Source organism: Okeania sp. (assembly GCF_983059655.1).
In genome coordinates this window covers 1-18,661 of the sequence record NZ_CEZPJD010000004.1, presented here as the reverse complement: position 1 = coordinate 18,661, position 18,661 = coordinate 1, and the positions used below count along the sequence as shown (strand labels likewise).

General features: G+C 32.1%; 19 protein-coding genes and 1 pseudogene. 7 read left to right on the top strand and 13 right to left on the bottom strand.

Annotated elements, in window-relative coordinates:
* Window positions 1–22 precede the first annotated feature (22 nt).
* The 4 genes from AC3DU7_RS00810 to AC3DU7_RS00795 are packed head-to-tail and all read right to left on the bottom strand — an operon-like array spanning window position 23 to window position 1,915.
* Window positions 23–352, bottom strand: a complete 330-nt coding sequence (locus AC3DU7_RS00810; protein WP_488037469.1) for a hypothetical protein — start codon at window positions 350–352, stop codon at window positions 23–25.
* Window positions 353–374: 22 nt separating this feature from the next.
* Window positions 375–821 (bottom strand): hypothetical protein, encoded by a 447-nt coding sequence (locus AC3DU7_RS00805; RefSeq protein WP_488037468.1) that lies wholly within the window; start codon window positions 819–821, stop codon window positions 375–377.
* 50 nt (window positions 822–871) lie between these two features.
* Complete coding sequence (locus AC3DU7_RS00800; RefSeq protein WP_488037467.1) at window positions 872–1,360, bottom strand: hypothetical protein; 489 nt, start codon at window positions 1,358–1,360, stop codon at window positions 872–874.
* Window positions 1,361–1,366: 6 nt separating this feature from the next.
* Window positions 1,367–1,915: a hypothetical protein gene (locus AC3DU7_RS00795; protein WP_488037466.1), complete on the bottom strand. Its 549-nt coding sequence runs from the start codon at window positions 1,913–1,915 to the stop codon at window positions 1,367–1,369.
* 199 nt (window positions 1,916–2,114) lie between these two features.
* On the opposite strand from AC3DU7_RS00795, the gene AC3DU7_RS00790 reads away from it, so the two are divergent.
* The 3 genes and pseudogenes from AC3DU7_RS00790 (at window position 2,115) to AC3DU7_RS00780 (ending at window position 4,252) form a co-directional block, all read left to right on the top strand.
* Window positions 2,115–2,615, top strand: a complete 501-nt coding sequence (locus AC3DU7_RS00790) for a helix-turn-helix domain-containing protein (protein ID WP_488037465.1) — start codon at window positions 2,115–2,117, stop codon at window positions 2,613–2,615.
* A 2-nt stretch (window positions 2,616–2,617) separates the two neighbouring features.
* Window positions 2,618–3,490 (top strand): NB-ARC domain-containing protein, encoded by an 873-nt coding sequence (locus AC3DU7_RS00785; RefSeq protein ID WP_488037487.1) that lies wholly within the window; start codon window positions 2,618–2,620, stop codon window positions 3,488–3,490.
* 261 nt (window positions 3,491–3,751) lie between these two features.
* Window positions 3,752–4,252: pseudogene (locus tag AC3DU7_RS00780) on the top strand (Uma2 family endonuclease).
* 243 nt (window positions 4,253–4,495) lie between these two features.
* Here AC3DU7_RS00780 and AC3DU7_RS00775 read toward each other — a convergent pair.
* From AC3DU7_RS00775 to AC3DU7_RS00740, 8 genes are all read right to left on the bottom strand, one after another.
* Window positions 4,496–4,855 (bottom strand): hypothetical protein, encoded by a 360-nt coding sequence (locus AC3DU7_RS00775; protein WP_488037464.1) that lies wholly within the window; start codon window positions 4,853–4,855, stop codon window positions 4,496–4,498.
* A 170-nt stretch (window positions 4,856–5,025) separates the two neighbouring features.
* Window positions 5,026–5,529: a DUF4149 domain-containing protein gene (locus AC3DU7_RS00770; RefSeq protein ID WP_293075921.1), complete on the bottom strand. Its 504-nt coding sequence runs from the start codon at window positions 5,527–5,529 to the stop codon at window positions 5,026–5,028.
* Between the two features lie 342 nt (window positions 5,530–5,871).
* Window positions 5,872–7,653, bottom strand: coding sequence for a sodium:solute symporter family transporter (locus tag AC3DU7_RS00765; RefSeq protein WP_488037463.1), 1,782 nt, complete (start codon window positions 7,651–7,653; stop codon window positions 5,872–5,874).
* A gap of 45 nt (window positions 7,654–7,698) precedes the next feature.
* Entirely contained in the window at window positions 7,699–8,367 is a 669-nt protein-coding gene (locus AC3DU7_RS00760; RefSeq protein ID WP_488037462.1) for a GNAT family N-acetyltransferase, read from the bottom strand.
* 276 nt (window positions 8,368–8,643) lie between these two features.
* Window positions 8,644–9,117, bottom strand: coding sequence for a TspO/MBR family protein (locus AC3DU7_RS00755; protein ID WP_488037461.1), 474 nt, complete (start codon window positions 9,115–9,117; stop codon window positions 8,644–8,646).
* 793 nt (window positions 9,118–9,910) lie between these two features.
* The gene (locus AC3DU7_RS00750; RefSeq protein WP_488037460.1) at window positions 9,911–10,591 is read right to left on the bottom strand and encodes a hypothetical protein; all 681 of its coding nucleotides are present in this window, start codon (window positions 10,589–10,591) and stop codon (window positions 9,911–9,913) included.
* Between the two features lie 802 nt (window positions 10,592–11,393).
* Window positions 11,394–11,624 carry a hypothetical protein gene (locus AC3DU7_RS00745; RefSeq protein ID WP_488037459.1) on the bottom strand — a complete coding sequence of 77 codons (231 nt, stop codon included), beginning with the start codon at window positions 11,622–11,624 and terminating at the stop codon, window positions 11,394–11,396.
* A gap of 31 nt (window positions 11,625–11,655) precedes the next feature.
* A complete protein-coding gene (locus AC3DU7_RS00740) occupies window positions 11,656–11,841 on the bottom strand; it encodes a hypothetical protein (protein WP_488037458.1) in 186 nt (61 codons plus the stop codon).
* A 750-nt stretch (window positions 11,842–12,591) separates the two neighbouring features.
* Between AC3DU7_RS00740 and AC3DU7_RS00735 the strand changes: the two genes are divergently transcribed.
* Together AC3DU7_RS00735 and AC3DU7_RS00730 are read left to right on the top strand one after the other, a co-directional pair.
* Window positions 12,592–12,930, top strand: coding sequence for an FmdB family zinc ribbon protein (locus AC3DU7_RS00735; RefSeq protein ID WP_488037457.1), 339 nt, complete (start codon window positions 12,592–12,594; stop codon window positions 12,928–12,930).
* Between the two features lie 762 nt (window positions 12,931–13,692).
* Complete coding sequence (locus tag AC3DU7_RS00730) at window positions 13,693–15,129, top strand: ion transporter (RefSeq protein ID WP_488037456.1); 1,437 nt, start codon at window positions 13,693–13,695, stop codon at window positions 15,127–15,129.
* A gap of 260 nt (window positions 15,130–15,389) precedes the next feature.
* On the opposite strand, the gene AC3DU7_RS00725 is transcribed toward AC3DU7_RS00730, so the two are convergent.
* Window positions 15,390–15,788: a hypothetical protein gene (locus AC3DU7_RS00725; protein ID WP_488037455.1), complete on the bottom strand. Its 399-nt coding sequence runs from the start codon at window positions 15,786–15,788 to the stop codon at window positions 15,390–15,392.
* A gap of 416 nt (window positions 15,789–16,204) precedes the next feature.
* Here AC3DU7_RS00725 and hslO point away from each other — a divergent pair, with 416 nt between their 5' ends.
* Entirely contained in the window at window positions 16,205–17,140 is a 936-nt protein-coding gene (gene hslO, locus AC3DU7_RS00720) for an Hsp33 family molecular chaperone HslO (RefSeq protein WP_488037454.1), read from the top strand.
* Between the two features lie 733 nt (window positions 17,141–17,873).
* The gene (locus tag AC3DU7_RS00715; RefSeq protein WP_488037453.1) at window positions 17,874–18,182 is read left to right on the top strand and encodes a hypothetical protein; all 309 of its coding nucleotides are present in this window, start codon (window positions 17,874–17,876) and stop codon (window positions 18,180–18,182) included.
* Window positions 18,183–18,661 lie beyond the last annotated feature (479 nt).

Below are 18,661 nucleotides of genomic sequence, written 5' to 3'. Positions count from 1 at the left end.
CCAGGCAAAAACTAATTTCTTCTTAGTCAAGTAAATCCATAATATCGCGGTCAAAATATCCTCTCTCTTTAAGTTGCTTTTTAACATCTTCATCATCTATTTCACTCATCTCATATTCAGTTTCCGAGATGATAGTTTCCCCTGTTTTTTCAGTTTTAGCAAAAATTCTAGAACGTACAGTTCCAGCAATTGAATCTAGCTTAACCCAAGCATCCATTAAAGCACTTTTTTCCAAACCTTGTTGACGTAACCATTTAGCAACTGTTTCTCGTATATCATCCCATAATTGCATAACAATTAATGTTCCTACTGCTGCTGCTACTAACATACCTACTGCTACTAACCAACGCATAATATTTACTCTCCTAAATCTATTAGTTATTCCAAGGAAAATCCCAGGGACGAGTCACGATATTACTACCACTTCTGAGAAATTCATACCTAATTGTTTCTGGTAATTCATCCCATTTCCAATTCTTAGCAACGGCAAAAGATGTACCGTTACTGTAATCTAAACTTAGACGAATTTCTACATCATTAAAAGATGATAATTTCGTAAAAGTTAATCTAGCAGAATTAACGATTTCACGAATCCTAGCAATTATTGTAGGATTTGCTGAACCCCGAAAAGTTTGTAATATTTCCTGACTCGGTATGCCTAACTTTTCTGCTAATGATATGGCTAATCTTTCCTCAAACCAGCTATCAATATTCTTGCGATTTTCTGCTTCACTTTGTTTGGTTAAAAAATAGACACCTATTCCTACTCCTACAACTGCAACGATAGAAATAGTAAGCCAGTCAACTTTAATTTGAGTCATTTTTACTTACCTTAAATACTTAATTTTTTTGAGTCAAACATACTAGGCAACTAAGCAGACATATCCATTTGATCAATTTCATCATCACGTCTTTTAGTTACATCAATTTCACTTTCACTTTTTCCTTTACTGAGAAATTCTTTACGCACATCTTCAGGTAATTCATCCCAATCTACTTCTTTTTCTGTCTCGACTTGTCTCACCACTTTTTCACCAGATTCGAGAACTTTAATTATCAAAGATGTAACTCGTCTTATCCATTTGTTTGATGATTTTCTTTCTAGTTTTACTACTTGTTTTAGCAAATATTCACGCAACTTTTCCCATGCTTGGCGAATAGTTTTGCGGATAGGAGTAGCTACTTTATCTACAGCAATAAATGCTTCTTTGACTACACCTTCAATTAAAGGAATATTACGTTTAATCCAAGGAAAAAGACTATCTTGTGCCCATTCTAAAATTTGATTCCAAAATATTAATACTAAGGCTGATGAAACCCCTAAAGCAACTGCTATAGGAATTAAAAATGGAATTGGCATAATTTTTTACTCCTTTGGATAAAGTTTAAAAGTTAATTTTTTTTCTCCCTCGCGTAACCACTCTGAACGTACATCTTCAGGTAGACTATCCCGCTTTAATTCCTGTTCTATTCTTGTTACTATTGGTTTGTTTCCTTTAATGTAATAGATTTCTGTTTGACGATTGTAAGTTTGAACGGTTGGTAGTTCAGGTTCATAATTTACTTTAGGTTCATAATGCACTTTAATAGTTAAAATTAATGCTTTTGCAGTTTCGAGAAGTTTCTGGTTAATTTCTACTCCTTCTTTTAATAGTCTTTCGTCAAATTCTCTGCAAAGTTTATGGGTAATTCCTAAACATACACGTTCTGGTTGATGTAGGTTTTCTTGAAGAAATTTAGCAATGCTTTTATAAACTTCCCGTTTGTTAGGATTATCATTGTCTGGCTCAATTTCTAAAATATCAAAAATATCGTTAACAGCATTTTTCACTTCTGGGGGTAACTCTTGTTGCTGTAGATATTTTAAAATTAGAGATAATTTATCTCGAAGTAATCTAAATAATTCCTTTTTCATAAATCAACTTAGTGACTTAATGTTTGCTTTTCTTAAATTGCAGCATAAATTTTTTCTACTGTCAGTCGGGAATAGTTGGCATAAGTAGGGAGTTTAATGATTGAAAAATCTCCTTTTCGTCATTAAATTTGATTAAAAAAATTTTTGTGTAGGATAATGTCGGACTACAATATACAAAACTTTCCTACTTACCTTATCTATGGATATCCAAGAAATATTAAATTTAGCTGACCATCTCATCTTTAATCAAACAGGAAAACATTTAGATGACCTCCAACAAGTAATATTGCGAGGTACTTTTCAAGGTAAAAAGTATTCAGAAATAGCTCAAGAATTTCAATGCACTAACGGTCATGTTAGAGATGTCGCTTCAGAATTATGGAAAACTTTTTCAGAGACTTTCGGAGAACAAGTAAATAAATCTAATCTACGCACTGCATTTGATAGATGGCAGTTCTCAATACAACATATAGAAAAAGATTTTGTAGGAACTAACTATATAAATTTTTGCCATGAAACTTCCCCCTCCTCGGAAACTATAAACCCTGAAAATTTGACTCAACCAAATATCAACAAACCCCAGACTATTCCTCGACCAAAAATAGACCTCTCAGACGCACCAGACCATAAAAAATTCTACGGTCGAACTCAGAAAATAAAAACCCTGAAAAAGTGGATTATCCAAGAACAAAAAAAATAGTGATGCTTCACGGAATGAATGGTATTGGCAAAACAACATTAGCTCTTCAACTCATCAAAAATATTCAAAATAAATTCGACTATATAATTTGGCAAAGTCTCCGAGACTCCCCATCACTCAAAACAATTCAAACCCGACTAATTCAATTTATCTCCAACCAAAATTCCCCTCTCGAAACCTCCGAAAATTCCCATCTTTTAGAAAATTTGAGAAAGTACCGTTGCCTCATAATATTAGATGACATCCAAACAATATTTAGTAGTGGCAAACTAGCAAGTTATTACGCTCCAGAACATGAAAACTACAGCCAATTTTTCCACCTTATCGCCGAACTCTCCCATCAGAGTTGTTGCCTAATAATTAGCAGAGAAAAACTCAGAGGAATTAGTACAGGTAAAAATAAATCTGTTAGTTCATTACACCTCAAAGGTTTAGATGAAGAAGCAGCTACAAAAATTCTTAAAGACCAAGACTTACAAGTAGACGAAAAATGGCAAAAATTGATTGACTTTTATCAAGGCAACCCGACTTGGTTAAATATAATTGCCACTACTATTAATGATTTATTCAGTGGAAGTGTCTCAGAATTATTTCAATATGACCCTCTATTTTTAGATGCAGAAATCAAAGAATTATTACATCAGGAGTTTGCCCGTTTATCAGAATTAGAAAAACAAGTAATCTCTCACTTAGCAACCAAAACCGAAGCAATAGCTATTGCAAATTTATTAGATAATTTACAAATACCACTTTCAGATTTATTGAATATTGTTAAATCTTTGCAGCGACGTTCCCTAATAGAAAAACAAGAAAATAATTTTACTCTTTTACCTTTGCTGAAGCAGTATGTCATATCGAATGAAGTCAGAATTTAGGTAAGCATTCAGCTATTAGCTGTCAGCTATCAGCAATAAGACTCTCTCAGATTGTGTTTATTAACAAAGCTTTTTCGTCAACTCAAAGCAATAGCTGTTTGCGTAGCATCCCGTAGGGAAATGCTGACGGCTGACGGCTGAATGTTTACTAAAAAATAGATATAATCAATGAATTAAGAAAAAAAATTCCATTGAGGTAAAATGGTTATGTTAACCTCTGTTAAATCATCCAAACAAATTAGTCTAGAAGAATTTTTATAATTGCCAGAAACAAAACCAGCAAGAGAATATATTAACAATAAAATTTATCAAAAACCAATGCCAGAAGGAGAACATAGCAGAATTCAATTTTGTTTATCATCAGCTATTAGTCAAGCAGGTGAACCACAAAAATTAGCAATGCCATTCTCAGAATTAAGATGTACTTTTAACGGACGTTCCATAGTTCCAGATATTTAAGTTTTTGCATGGCAACGTATTCCGAGAAAAGCCAATGGTAGAATCGAAAATAAATTTGAAATAACACCAGATTGAGTAATAGAAATTCTCTCGCCAGACCAAGGTACTAATCAATTAATTAATAAAATTCTTTTCTGTCTAAATAATGGTACTCAGTTGGGTTGGTTAATAGATCATGAAGATGAATCTGTGCTGATTTTTCAACCTAAGCAGCAACCAGAAGTTAGATATGATTCTGATAGTTTACCTATCCTCAATTTATTAACAGATTGGCAATTATCTGTTGCAGATTTATTTGGTTGATTATATTAGATTTATGAAGGAAGAAGAAAGAAGGAAGAAGGAAGAAATAAAAATATTGTTTTATCTGAGTATGCTACTAGCGAGCAAGATGCTCGCACTACAAAGGTTTGAATGTTAATACTTGCTTGTATCTCATCATAGTTGGAATCTACTTTAGATATCTCCAATAATAATGAATAAAATCAATTATAGTACATAAATTATCAATTATTTTCCCCTGCTCCCTACTCCCTCTACCTCTTACTAACTAACAAAACTGGTTAATATTCCTAAAATTTGCGGCAAGTTTTTGATAGAATATTCCTCTAAATCTAATATTAGAGTTTGAGCTTCTAATTCTAAAAATTGCCAAGCTGTTCCTGTGGTGATAGCCCCATAAATTTTACGAATTTCATTCCCTTTATTTTGATTAAAAATCTGGGCAGCAACCATTTCGGCAATACATTGACCAAAGCCAGATTTAATATTATCATTCTTAGCCTCTACAAGAGTAACTATTGGTGCATAAAAATATATGTTGTCTTTTAGAAGTGTAGAGTGAGCAAATATTAACTTAATTGAGATTAATTTTAGAGGATATCTGAAAAGTTTTTTGATACTCAATTTGGCTCCCCTAGCCTCCCAAATTTAGGGGGAACAATAGTCAATTTGCTTCTAAAAAGTCCCCAAAAATTGGGGGATTTAGGAGGCTTGGATGTAGCAAATAGAACTTCTCAGACAACCTCTTATCTCAACCAAAATTCACCCACCTTACTTTTTTCACCTACAACTCATTAGTTTTTTTGTTGATAACACCAACCAAGTAAAGTACCGCCAACAACTAATTTAATTACTTCTAATAACCAGTAACCGCCGTGCATTTGATTCATGGTTACAGGAAGTTCTTTCACTGATTCAAACAGATTTAGATTTATGCCCAAAGCACTCATTTGAGGAGTTAAACCGTAAGTATCAATTAGAGCGATCGCCAACAATGCTATAGAAAAAATAATTGCTGTTTTAGTATTTTTAATTAAATTATTTGGCGTAGCACTTAATACTAATAAACCTGTTAAACCTAAGCTTGCACAAATTAATTCAACTCGGTTAAATAAGGAAAACATTATTGAGCCTGCTGCTGTAAAATCTGATGTATTCATCATGCCAGAAGCATACATACTAGGCATAATTACCCCATCTAAAATTATGCAGGCGCTTAACCAGAAGCCTAAAGTTAAACAAACTATTGTTTGCCAACGTTTTTGATTAGATTCCAGATTTGGAGAAATAGTTGCCATATATTTTTACCTATTTAGATTTAATATCTGGTGAGTTACTTTCAGCTTAACTAAAATTTGCCTCAATTAGTATTAAGTATTTTTACAATCTGATCTTTAATAAGAAATGTAAAAATCACTAAAAATTCCTCAACAAAAAATCTAAGTTGGTAATTTAAGTATTAAAATCTCAAATGTCTTGAACTAGGAAATAGAGATTAAGGAATTATTTTTACATTCCAAAATTAAAGCATATTAGCTTAAGTTTATATTTTCCCTTATGGGTTTAATACCCCACCGTCTATACGGTGTTCAAAATTGTTTGGGGTGAGAATTCCCATACAATTTTCCCTTCTGCATTCTTCAAATTTTATCTAAATACTTAAACCAAGTAAAATACAATCCAATCGACAAAACAATAAATATTAATAATAAAATACCAAAATTATCCCACTGCTTCATCATCAACATAATTCCCATCAAAAATAAAACCAACTGCCAAGGAGTAGCAATCAAAGCTGCCATAATATCTCGTTGATTTTCTGCCTGAATTTTTGCCTGAATATTAGTTGGTAAGTTTTTCCTCACTACTCCCCAAAAACCAAAAGGTCTGGTCACACGATAAAAATTATTAATTGTTTCTAAGTTAGTTGCTGGAGTCAAGAATGTCCCCAAAATACATCCAACAAAAGAACAAATACTCGGCACTAAAAATAAAATATATTCCTGAATTTGGGAATTATTCACCACAGGTAAAATTACTCCTTTTGTCAAAATAGCAGCAATCAAACCCGCTCCAGTACCAATGGCAAACCCATAACCATTAAATCTCCACCAATACCATCTCAATACTAAAGGAATAAACAGCCCAGTTCCTAAGCCTAAAGTTAGCCATCCCCAGATATCATTAATATTCGTAATATTAAAACTAAAAATTAACCCTAAACCAACAATCACAATAGACGCTAAACGACCTTGATTAACTAATTGTTGATTAGAAGCTTCAGGTTGAAGATAAGCTTGATAAATATCCTTAACCCAATATGCAGCACTAGAATTAATAATAGAATCAAAAGTTGACATTGCTGCTGCAATAAAACAAGCAATTAATAAACCCTTAATTCCTACAGGAATATATTCCGCAATTACAGTAGGTAAAACTAATTCAGGGTCAGAAATTACCTGATTTTTCAGACCATAATCTATTCCTAATACTGCAAAAGCTGTAACTAGAGGCCATCGAAAAGATAACAAAAAAATCCAGAATAAAGAAAGTAATCCAGCCTCGCGATCGCTCTTCGCAGCAAAGTAACGTTGAGCTACATAACCACCCCCACCAGCAGCACCTTCGAGAAATACTTTAAAAGTATAAAATAACATTACTCCGCCAAACAAATTAAAAATACTATAATCCCCTGGCAAATCAATAGTTATTGGTGGAGTAATACTACTCCATTCTGCTAAACTCCATTGCTGTAATTGTTCCGTACCAGGAATGGAAATTGAAAAAGTCTCTGGTAGATTTTCAGTTTGAAAAGCCATAAAACAGATATATAAAATTGCTACAAAAATCAATATTCCTTGAAAAATATCTGTCAAAACTACTCCATAAAAACCACTAACAGCAGTATAAATCAAAGCCAATAAAATCAGTAAAATTCCAGCAATTCCATCATCAATACCAAAAAAATTTCCTAAAAATTTGCCACCTCCAACAGCAAAATAACTAATAGAAGCAATAGCAAAAATAATATTAGCAACTGCACTAATAATTCTGGCAATATTTCCTTCTCTACCCATACCAAAACGTAACTGCATCCATTCTGCAACAGTCATTACTTGAGCGCGACGATTCCACTTCCCAATAAATGTCATTAAACACCCTAAATATAATACTATTCCACCTCTAATTTCAATAAAAAATCCCTTAGTTCCTAAAGCATAAACTAAAGCAGTTAATATCATAGTACCGGCAAGGTCAGTATTAGAAGCCATACCAGAAGCACCCAAAACCCACCAAGGCAAATTCCGATTTCCGAGAAAGTAAGACTCTATTCCTGTGGAAGCTTTTCTTTGTAGAAAAAAACCAAAAAACAGAATAAATACCAAGTAAATTATTACAACTATATAATCAATTATTTCCATGAAAATTAATTTCTAAATCAATTATTTCAATTATCATCGATCATTTTATATCAAAGATAGCACTATAGAAATTATCATAATAATTATGATAGAGCCGACAAAATAAACTATGTGTTGATTCTGTTTTTCTATTTTTGTAGATAACATTAATCGATAATCTTGTAAAAGTATAAAAATAGGCTGATAAATCTGTTTTTTTGCTAAAAGATAAATTGCCAGAATCAGCATTTTTTTTTCACTAATTACATCGCTAATTATTAATTTTTTTTTCATCAATACAGTATCTACCCAAAATTTTCCTTCGGAATAGAAACCTGATTCTCGAATTATCTTATACCCTCTATTGCTATAAAATAGCATAGCTGTTAAGGAAGAATTAACATAGATAAATTTATGCTTTTTATGGATAGCAATTTTTTCTAGAGTTTCCAATAATTTTGTACCAATACCTTGACGTGTAAATTTTGGAGAAACAAAAAGACCATGAATTTCATATTTATTAACATTAATAGAGCTAAAACCAACAATTTGTTCATTATAAGTTGCCAAAAAAACTGCCTCGCTTTTGAATCTTAATCGTGCTTGTCCTCTGACTAAAGATTCTATTTGTGACGCTTTATAATCTTGAACACATAAAATTCTTAAAGACTCTGTTTGTAGATCAATTATTTTTTCTTTTTCTTCAATTTTAGCCAAACGAATTGAAATTTTCATTCTGATTTTCTACTTACAGGCTTTTTTCATATTAAGTTAAGTAGGCACAAATAAACCTCACTATGTAACATAAAGATAAACCAGTTATAGAAATTCCCATACTTATAAGGTACAAAGTTTTAGGTTTGAGGGAACACGGAATAAAAAGACAAAAAAAAACCATACCTCACGACTTTGGGAAACGCTATAAAACCTTTGATATTGCTTCCTTCAACTACATTCCAGTTGCAATGGCATAGTGATATTTAATTACACCAGGCTACTTAATCAATCTTACTAATTTTCAGAATTAATACGATTCATTTCCCAAGTAGTATAAGTACCAATTGGACTCCAAAATGTATAAGGTAATAATAATATTCCAGCCCAACTATTAATTTGCCAAACAGTCAAAATTAGTATCAGACTTAATACAAAACCCGTTCCTCCAATAATTGTTCCTACCTTCAAATTTTGCATCCAAAACATCACAGGTGTATAGGCTATTGTCACAATTTCTAACAATAAATATAGTGTCATTAATAGCCAAGTTTTTTGAGTTCCTGGCTCCTGTTCCCAGATAATATATGCAGACCAAGCAGCACAAATAAAAATTATCGTCCAAATGATGGGAATTGCTCTTTCAAAAGTTAACCAATGAGGCCGTTGTAGATGTCTAAACCATTGGACACCTCTAGAAGGCGTGAAAATGCTACTACTAAATGCAATTAAGAAAGTAACCGCACCAATTATCATCCAAGATTTAATCATTTCTTTTTATATAGTGTTTTGATATTCTTATTTGATATGTAAATATAAATTGAAGTTTTTTATTAGAAAAAAAGCATACTGATGCAAGTATCTTAGATTCTCCTCATACTTGCTACTATTTAATTCTATTTTCCCTTATTTACCGAAAAATTGTGGTTTAAAGCCTCCCCTTTTGAGGGGATAATAGAGAACAATTTTTCCTTTGAGCCAATCCTCTTCTTTTCAAAGAGAGTTCATTAATGGATAATGGATAATTGATTATTACCTCTGGTTAAAACCGAGAGGATTGAATATCAGGAGATATTATTTCTTTTTTTCCATTAAAAGGGGAGGCTTTAAACCTGAATTATTTAATTATTAATTGTTGAATATTCCCTAAATTATCAATTATTTCTCCTTTATTGCCCATTACCAAAAAATGAGGTCCAAAGCCTTCCCTTTTAAGGAAACGAAAAAATATTCAATTCAGTCTTTTCAAGCCTCCGACTTTAGTCAGAGGTACTGATAACTGATAACTGAAATGACCTACTGCCTTTTTTTAATGTCTATTTGCATAAACCCTAAATCATTCATCATAATTTGATTGTGTTCAACTCCCTCAAAGTCTGAAATACTTCATAAATTGAAGGAGATTGTTATCTTGAATAAGATTGCTATATTTATGATCATAACAATCTATTTCTACTCTACTATTTATGAGAAGTATTAGGTTGAACAAAAAATTAAATTAAGTTCAAAAAACTCTGATGTAAAACCCACCCCAATAACAGCAAACTATTGCTAAAAAAATCAATTAACCAAGTCGATGATTTTGTTCTAGTTCCATACTAGATTCATCGTCTTTATCTTGAGGAACAAGAAAATTACCATTTTGAGGCTGTAAAACAGCTTTAATTGTTTTCAGGAAACGATTTGATGAAACTTTGCCATTAAGTCTTTGACGTTCTTTTACCTTTTTAACAAGATGTCGCATTACAGATAGATCTAATTCATCTATAAAATGGTCAGCTATTTTTTCTCCCATTAAATCAATTGCTTCAGAATACTGTTTTTTTAACATTTCTATGGCTGCATACTCTTCATTATTAATTTCCTCTGAATTATTATTTATTGCATCATAATCATTACAAACAAAATTTTCTGTAGTTTTGTCTGTTTGTGCCGAATTACTTACATTTGTATCAATATGATTTTCCATCATATTTTTATCATTTTCCTGAGTAAATTGTTGTGGTGAAATTTGACGACGATCTATAAAACTTTGATAATCAATAATACTCATGCCAAGATTATAAATATGATGATGTACATGATCTATTAAATCTACTTCATCTGGATTGTAATAACCACGACTATTGTCAATACCATGTAATTGTGTCCAACGTTTTAAAGTTATTTCATCGTCTAAATTGTATCTCTCTAACATTTGACTGGTAGTTAGATCGCTTTGTGGTGTTACTTTAAAATCACTCATTAATTAATTCTCCTTAAAATTATTTAATTTGTGTATATTGAGATTTTATATTAACATCAAACTGTAAATTTAAACTAATCATAGCTGGATGACAACAAAAAAAATTAATTAGTGTAATAACACTCTATCAAGACTGTTGAAAATCATAATTAAGCTTAATTAATTTATCAGATTAATTTCAGATAATAAAGTATAGAGCCTCACATAGATCGCTAAGGAATAAGATAAGTATTTCCTGCGGAATACTGCGCAAATGGCTAACTCGCCGTCAGCTGTAGGTTTTTTATCTTTGCTTATGTTAATAATAATCCCTTTGGCAAAGACAATTATATTCTGTCTGTTGGAATACCCACAAGAAAAAATTTAGGAAATAGTCAGTAGGGAAAAAGGGAAAGAGTGAAAAATATTCTCGCTTCGAAAGCTATAGCAATCCTATTTTCTGGAGTTTAGACTATAGCAAAATATCCCAAGATTGTTTTGGGTGAAAAAAGAAGGTAAATTAAGCAAAATTTGAGTCTAAGTTTTCAGATTTTTTGCTTTTTTTGTGGGACTTTTTCGTTTTTTTACTACAGGATAACGGGTTCTTTTGCTTCTGATTTTACCTGTTTTCCAACCAGTGGATTTTCCATGGAGTTTGGGAATTTTAGCAGGGGTTCCAATCTCAACCAAAAGTCCGAACATTGATTATACTACCCTTCCAGGGCTTAAATTTTTCTGAGGCTTATGCCAAGGAAGATGATGTTCTTCAACTATATCTCTAGACAGCCATAATTGCCAAGTTAGTAATGGCATTAAATCACTCCTATCTTTCACATTGATGAGGTTTACTGAGTGCAGGTAATGTCCAATGTAATCTTTGCTCGATCAATCTATACCAATGGTCAACAGCGCGAAGCGTCTTAAATATTTTTTCAGTGAGTAATTCTAGGGGGAGTAAATCTAGTTTATATCTACCCATAAAAACTAACCATAAAGGTCTTTGAAGTAGCCCTTTTTTATTAGTTTTAAGCCTCTCAACTAAAATCAGGGTCATCGGAACTGATGCGGATGAGCGAAAATGTAACTCAGACCATTTTCTGACGCGTGATTTTACCTAGTTTATCCTCATCTAATTCCACTGTTTCTGTTGCATTCCACCAAGTAGATTTCTCCTGAAGTTTAAATTTATCCCCATGTTTTCTTGGTCGTCCTCGACCACTATATTTTCCAGGGTCACCATATAAACAGCAATTTGAGCGAATTCTGATCAAACAATCTACTTCGATATCTACTGTTTGATTAGCCCAAGAACCATTACCATATTCACTATAAGCGTAAAGCTAAAATGGGAAATTTTGTACTTTTTCTTACTTATTTTAATTGCCAAGTAGCTTTATTAATTGGTGTTTCAAAACTACTGATTCTTTCATGTCTTAATGGTAATGCCTAACTTCCTTGTTCTTCTGGAATCCAAGCTATGGTGCTATAGATATGCCCCTCAGTTACTTTTTGAAAGTTATTAGGTGAATGATGATAAACTCGGTCTTTTAAAGTAAGAGAATCTAATAAGCGGATAAGCGGTATGATCTATAGCAAGAGTAACATATGAACCATCAGTTCCAGGAATTTATTGGATGTATCTATTCATTAATTTGGAGCGGTTTGGACGACAATCTTGTAAGGATTTATAGGTAGAATACCATTGTCTTTTAAACAAAGGTGAAAGAGAAAAATCAGCCAATAAATTGGCTGTTCTAGTGGTTAAAAATGCATCCATTTAGACATAATTTTTAGCCTTTTTTTTTGGTGGATTTTTTTTTAATTGGTATATTGTATAGATAGTTTTTATAGATGAGTTGTAGATGTTAGCCTATAATTTTTTCCTATCAAAAACTTTCTTGATTCATTCTCACTATTCTTACAATCTCTCAAAATTTGAATTTTCTGTTCATAATCCATGGAAATGCTTTAGCATCATCTATAATTAAAATTCAAGTCTTTTACTGCCAGTAAGGATTACTATGCCTGTATACGATTATTTTTGTCCAACTAATCAGCAAAAACTAGAAGTTTGGCACAGTATAAATGAAAATATTACAACTTGGGGCCAGTTATGCAAATTAGCTAAATGCGATATGGGTGATACCCCAGAAGACACTCCTGTTAAACGTATGATTAGTGCCCCTAGAGTAATAGTAGAAACAGGTATAAGTGATTTAAAAAGTCAAGGATTTAGTAAATTAGTAAAAAGAGACCAAGGAATCTATGAAAATTTAACAGCAACAGGTGATGAAAGTCGCATAGTCAATATCAACGACCATAGTACCTATCCAAATTTTAAGCAAAAACTAGGAGACTAATATATAACAAAAAAGCTTTCTAATTTTTGATTCCAATAATTTTATCCAAAAATAAAAATTAGAAAATCATGGTTTATTAAATCAACAAGCTGCTGCTATTATAAAAATTTTGATAGTTGCTGAACATTCATACATAGTAATTCCCAAAAACCGTGAGGTACAAAATTAGTAATTTTTAGGGAGTAGGGAGCATTAATTAGAGAAACAAGGAATAAAAGATCGGAAAAACTACTGTACCTCAGTAAATTTATCGGCACTATATAGTGTTCTTATTTGAGATGTATAGTAATTCTGAAAAAGTAAGAAACCCTTGTCTCAATCTTAACTGGAATGACTATAAATCTAGATTGAGCTAGAATTGATGTTTTTTATAAAAAAAGCGCGCCGATCAAGTAGCTTGTCTCCTCGTATTTGCTACTATTTAGAATTTGCTGAAAAAGTCTGATGGTGATGATAGGCAATAGGCAACAGGCAACAGTTTAGACTATCTACTACGGCCAAATTTTCTGATACTCAAAGGAAAAGTATTAGTATTTTGAGGCTACAACAGCCAAAAACCTTGTACTTTTTCATAATAAAAAACCCTGGAGACCTTTACAGGTATTGATTACAATTTTATTCAACAAGCCCTATTTAGTGCTGTTTTCCACCCTTAACTATTCCCTCCATAACTTTTTCGTAGCACTGGGTTTCCACATCCCAGACCAAAATCCTATATGTAGCCGAATAATGTATTAATAGGTGTTTTTTTCTCTTTAATTTATGACTAATTCAAATTCTAGTCTTTTATTCCTATTAAAAAAACACAATTTTCAACTTTATTTACAGCGTTTTTTGCAACTACCAATAGTCAATATTACTATTGGTATAATTATAATTTTGTCAGTTATACTAACCATAGTAGAATTATCTATACCTGAAAAATCACCCTATCTATTATTATGTAATATCCTTAGTAGAATATTCACTATATTATTTGTTATAGAATTAAGTTTCCGGTTTATCGTTGCTCCTAATAAAAAAGTTTATTTCCAAGAATACTGGTTAGATATACTAGCTATATTACCATTACTAAGAGTATTCAGGACAATTAGAGCTTTACAACTATTACGTTTACTAAGAATACTTAGATTACCTGGTTTTTTCCACCGTTATGCCAGCACATTTCCCTATATCTTACAAAGAGGAATAAAAGAATACCTAATAGTTGTTGGACTACTGGTACTTACTATTATGTTTAGTAGTGTCTCTATCTTAGTATTTGAAGGTAGTAATAACCCAAACTTCACTTCCTTAGAAGCAGGATTTTGGTTTAGTGTTTATTCTCTATTTGCTGGCGAACCAATTCCAGCTTCACCATCCTCATTAGGAGGAAAAATAGTTGGAGTATTTGTCATGTTTATGAATGTTACTATTTTTGCTATGTTCACTGGAACAGTATCAGCATTTATGGTAGATCGAATACGTAGAGAGGATGATATTGTGGACTGGGAAAGTTTTAGTAATCATACAATTATTTGTGGTTGGAACCGCAAAGCTGAGATTATAGTTAGAGAATTTAAAGCTGCTGGTAAAAGCGAAAAAATACCAATTATTGTAATAGCTGAATTTGATGATGAACCTAATTTTATTACCTCAGATTTAGAATCGCGGATACAATTTCTCAAAGACGATTTTACCAAAGTTACTGCTTTAGAAAAAGCAGGTATAAGTCGAGCTGAAACTTGTATTATTTTGTGTGATAAAACTCATGGTCGTAGCGATCAAGATGCAGATGCTCGGACAATTTTAGCTGCCTTAACAGCCGAAAAATTAAATCCAAGTGTTTATACCTGTGCTGAATTACTTAATCGTGAATATGGTTCTCACTTAGATATGGGTCATGTCAATGATTATATAGTTAGCCAGGAACAAAGTGGTTTTTTATTAGCTCAAGCTGCTTTGAATAGAGGATTAATGGGTGTATTTTCAGAATTACTAACTTATGAAAGGGGAAATCAGTTTTATCGGATAACTATTACTGCTGAATGGGTAGGGAAAACTTTTTTAGATTTGTTTGTACATATTAAGCAAAATCATAACGCTATTCTAATAGCAGTTTCTCAACCTCAAGGTAAATTTGAAATTAATCCCGAGCGCTATATTTTTCAGGAAAAAGACAATTTAATTGTTATAGCTGCTAGAGAAATAAAATTATAAATTTGATGATTTTTAAGCGATCGCTTGGATTTTTTTTACATTAATAGCAGTCTGATAAAAATAGCTGATAACTTAGTACAGTAATCCTGAATAGGTTACAGTTAAATCAAAGATACGACATATTTTATAAGTAAGTGAAGTACACCAGTACCCGGTAAAACACTTGCACCACAAAAGTATTATTATGAATTTTTTTAACCTTATACACTCACAATTTACTGAAAATAGAAATAATTGCCATATCTTAAAGAATAAATAACTTAAAACTTCACAGCTTTTTCTGGTGTCGTTAAAAACTCTCGCAAGCGAAGTAAACTAAAAGTCTGACCTAAATTTAGAGGCAACATAGATATTCCTTCTAAACGAGATTGTATCCAACCATCTCCCCAATACCACTCGTGAAATCCATCAATACCTTGACTAAGTAGCAACCTCAAACAATTCGGTCCTACTACATCAACATAATGTTTAATTTCTATTAGACCAACCATACTTTTAAACTCTAAACCTTCAGATAATTGTTCTGGTAGTCCAGGAGAAAACTGTTGAGGCCACAACCATATTTGTAACTTGGATGAACGTAGCAAACTTTCTCCGATCATAGCTTCGGTAGCTTCAATCTCAATCCGCAAATGGCTTTTTTGGAAAGTACCTAACATAACAATATAGTAATAGAATTTTTGAATTTATATTTAGTATCTTTTTCTCAAACAAAACTAGAAAATCACAAGTATCTAGGATAACATTATTTCCAGATAATTAGGAATTAAGTGAAGCAAATTTTGGATGCAAATTGATTGATTTTTATAATTTATAACTATGTATTATAGGAGTAAATTTTTTCTAAAAATAATATTCATCTTTAGTTTTATAACTAAAGAATACTATCTATAATATATCATTATATCTAAAAACTTAGACTAACACAATAAACATAAAACTAGCACAAAAACTAGGAAATAAATTATGTATAGCTATCACTTACATCTATTAAATTTCTGACCAACTTAACAGGAATATTGCAACAGAGTTATGATAAAGACAATCAGAATTATTAAGAAATGTAAGGACTTCAATGGCAGATCGACTAATTAGAGCTACAGCAGCAGAAGGTGGCATTCGTGCTGTTGGTGTAATTACCACCCGCTTAACTGAAGAAGCAAGACAACGACATAAACTTTCTTGGGTGGCCTCCGCTGCTCTTGGCCGCACAATGGCTGCTGGACTATTATTAGCTTCTAGTATGAAAACCCCAGAATCAAGAGTCAATATTCACGTCCAAGGAAATGGTCCTCTAGGAGGAGTACTTGTAGATGCAGGACTAGATGGAACAGTAAGAGGCTATGTAGACAATCCTACAATTGAACTGTCACCAAATAAAATCGGCAAATTGGACGTAGGAAAAGCTGTAGGTAATCAAGGCTTCTTATATATAGTGAAAGATGTAGGTTATGGCTATCCATATTCCAGTACAGTAGAGCTAGTATCTGGAGAAATTGGAGATGATATTGCTAATTACTTAATTACATCAGAACAAACACCATCCGCTTTAGTGTTAGGAGTATTTGTAGATAAAGAGGGTATACAAGCAGCAGGAGGACTGTTGTTACAAGTTCTGCCCAAAGCAGCCATAGATGAAGAGTTAGTTCAAACCTTAGAATCTCGTATAGCCTCCCTATCAGGGTTTACTCCATTGCTTCGAGCTGGCAAAACATTACCAGAAATTTTGCAACAACTTTTGGGAGACATGGACTTAAATATATTTCCCGAAAGTCAGATAGTTCGTTTTCACTGTGGTTGCTCTTTTGAAAAAGTGTTAGGAGCATTAAAAATGTTTGGTGTTGATGAACTAAAAGATATGATTGAAAAAGACAGTGGTGCCCAGGCAGTCTGCGAATTTTGTGGAGAAGTATATCAAGCTAGTCAAAAAGATCTTATGCAACTAATTGAAGACTTAAAACAACCATTCACAGAAATTCCAGTTGGACAGCTACGCAAATCATCTTCATAAGTCTATTCTAAGAATTCAGAACACATAATCGATCATTGTATTCTGAATTCATAGCTGCATAGAATTATATCTTGGAAGAATAACATAGCTGTTAGTTCGGCAGTTAAAATCAAATTTGAGAGCTAATTTTTCAGTCAAAATTGATGCTCAAGATATAGTCATTCTGAATAAGATTGGAACACTTTTTCAGCTAAAACTCTTTCAAGGTAAGAAATCCTTGTCTCAATCTTAACTGAAATGACTATAATGACTATTTGTAATTATAAATTTATTTATCTAGTATTTTTATAGATAAATGTTAAATAGGTTTTATCGGGTGCATTTCAATTTTGAATAAAGCCAAAAAATTATCGCTTTTAGAGCACAGGGAATATATTAGGAAAAAAAGTATTTTTGCAAATATGGGATGCACCCATTTTATCTTAATTATTGAATATGGATTTTCCAGATTTGTAAGAAGATAAAAAAAGAATATTCTTTATTTTCTTGCCTCCTTATTCCAAGAGATACTATATACTAAGCATTGTAAGGGCTAAAGCCCAACTACAAACAAAAAGTTTATTATAAGTAATTATCCGAACATGATATAAGTTAGTCAAAAAAACTTTGTCCAGAAAATATCGACCAGGCATAGTGTTAGTGGATGGAGGTTATGGTAATAATTCTTCATTCTTACAGGCGTTAGAAAGTCTAGAACTTAAGTTATATAGGAGGTTTAGCTAAAAATCGTCAGGTGAGTGTTATTCATCAAAAAACAGGAAAGAAACAGTCACAAAAAAGGTTAGATGAAATTATATTTTCTTTGGAGCAAAAAGATTTTACTGAAGTTACTATCAAACAAAATATACCTAAAAAAGTTTGGGTAGCTACCATAAAAGCAGAAATCAAAGGTCTGGATGGTCAAAGAACTATAGCGATCGTCATGAATATTAGTTCTGTAGAATCAGCGACTGAAATAGATTATTTAATCACAAACAAACAAGATGAAAGTGTGACAGGAGAATGGATAGTTACAACATTTTCTTGTGAGAAACTATATTGAAAAGTTTTATAGAGAAACTAAAGGATGGTTAGGATTAAAAGAATATCAAATGAGAAATAAAACCAGTTTCATACGTCATTTTATATTATTTTTTGTGGCCTATACTTTCATTAATTTATCAACAATTAATGGGAGGGCTAAGAACAGGTTATGCTCATAAACCTTTGACAAATTTTACTGAAACTTTGGAAGCATTTCTCACAGCTATTTCTTACAACTTTTTTTGTGGGCTGCGAGACCATGAATAGGTTTTTATGAAGCATAAAGCTAATAAGCGGATTTGTTTGGGGGTAGGCTTAAGTATAACCTCATGAATATAAAGGATTAAAGTGATTTAATTTGACTTTTTTCAAAAGTCCAGATAACTGAAATTACCCTTCTCTCAAATATTTGATTTTCTGTTCAGAACTCAAATATAATTATTGTACACATCAAGGTTGCATCTTTACCCAAAATAGTGTATACATAGAAACCGCAGA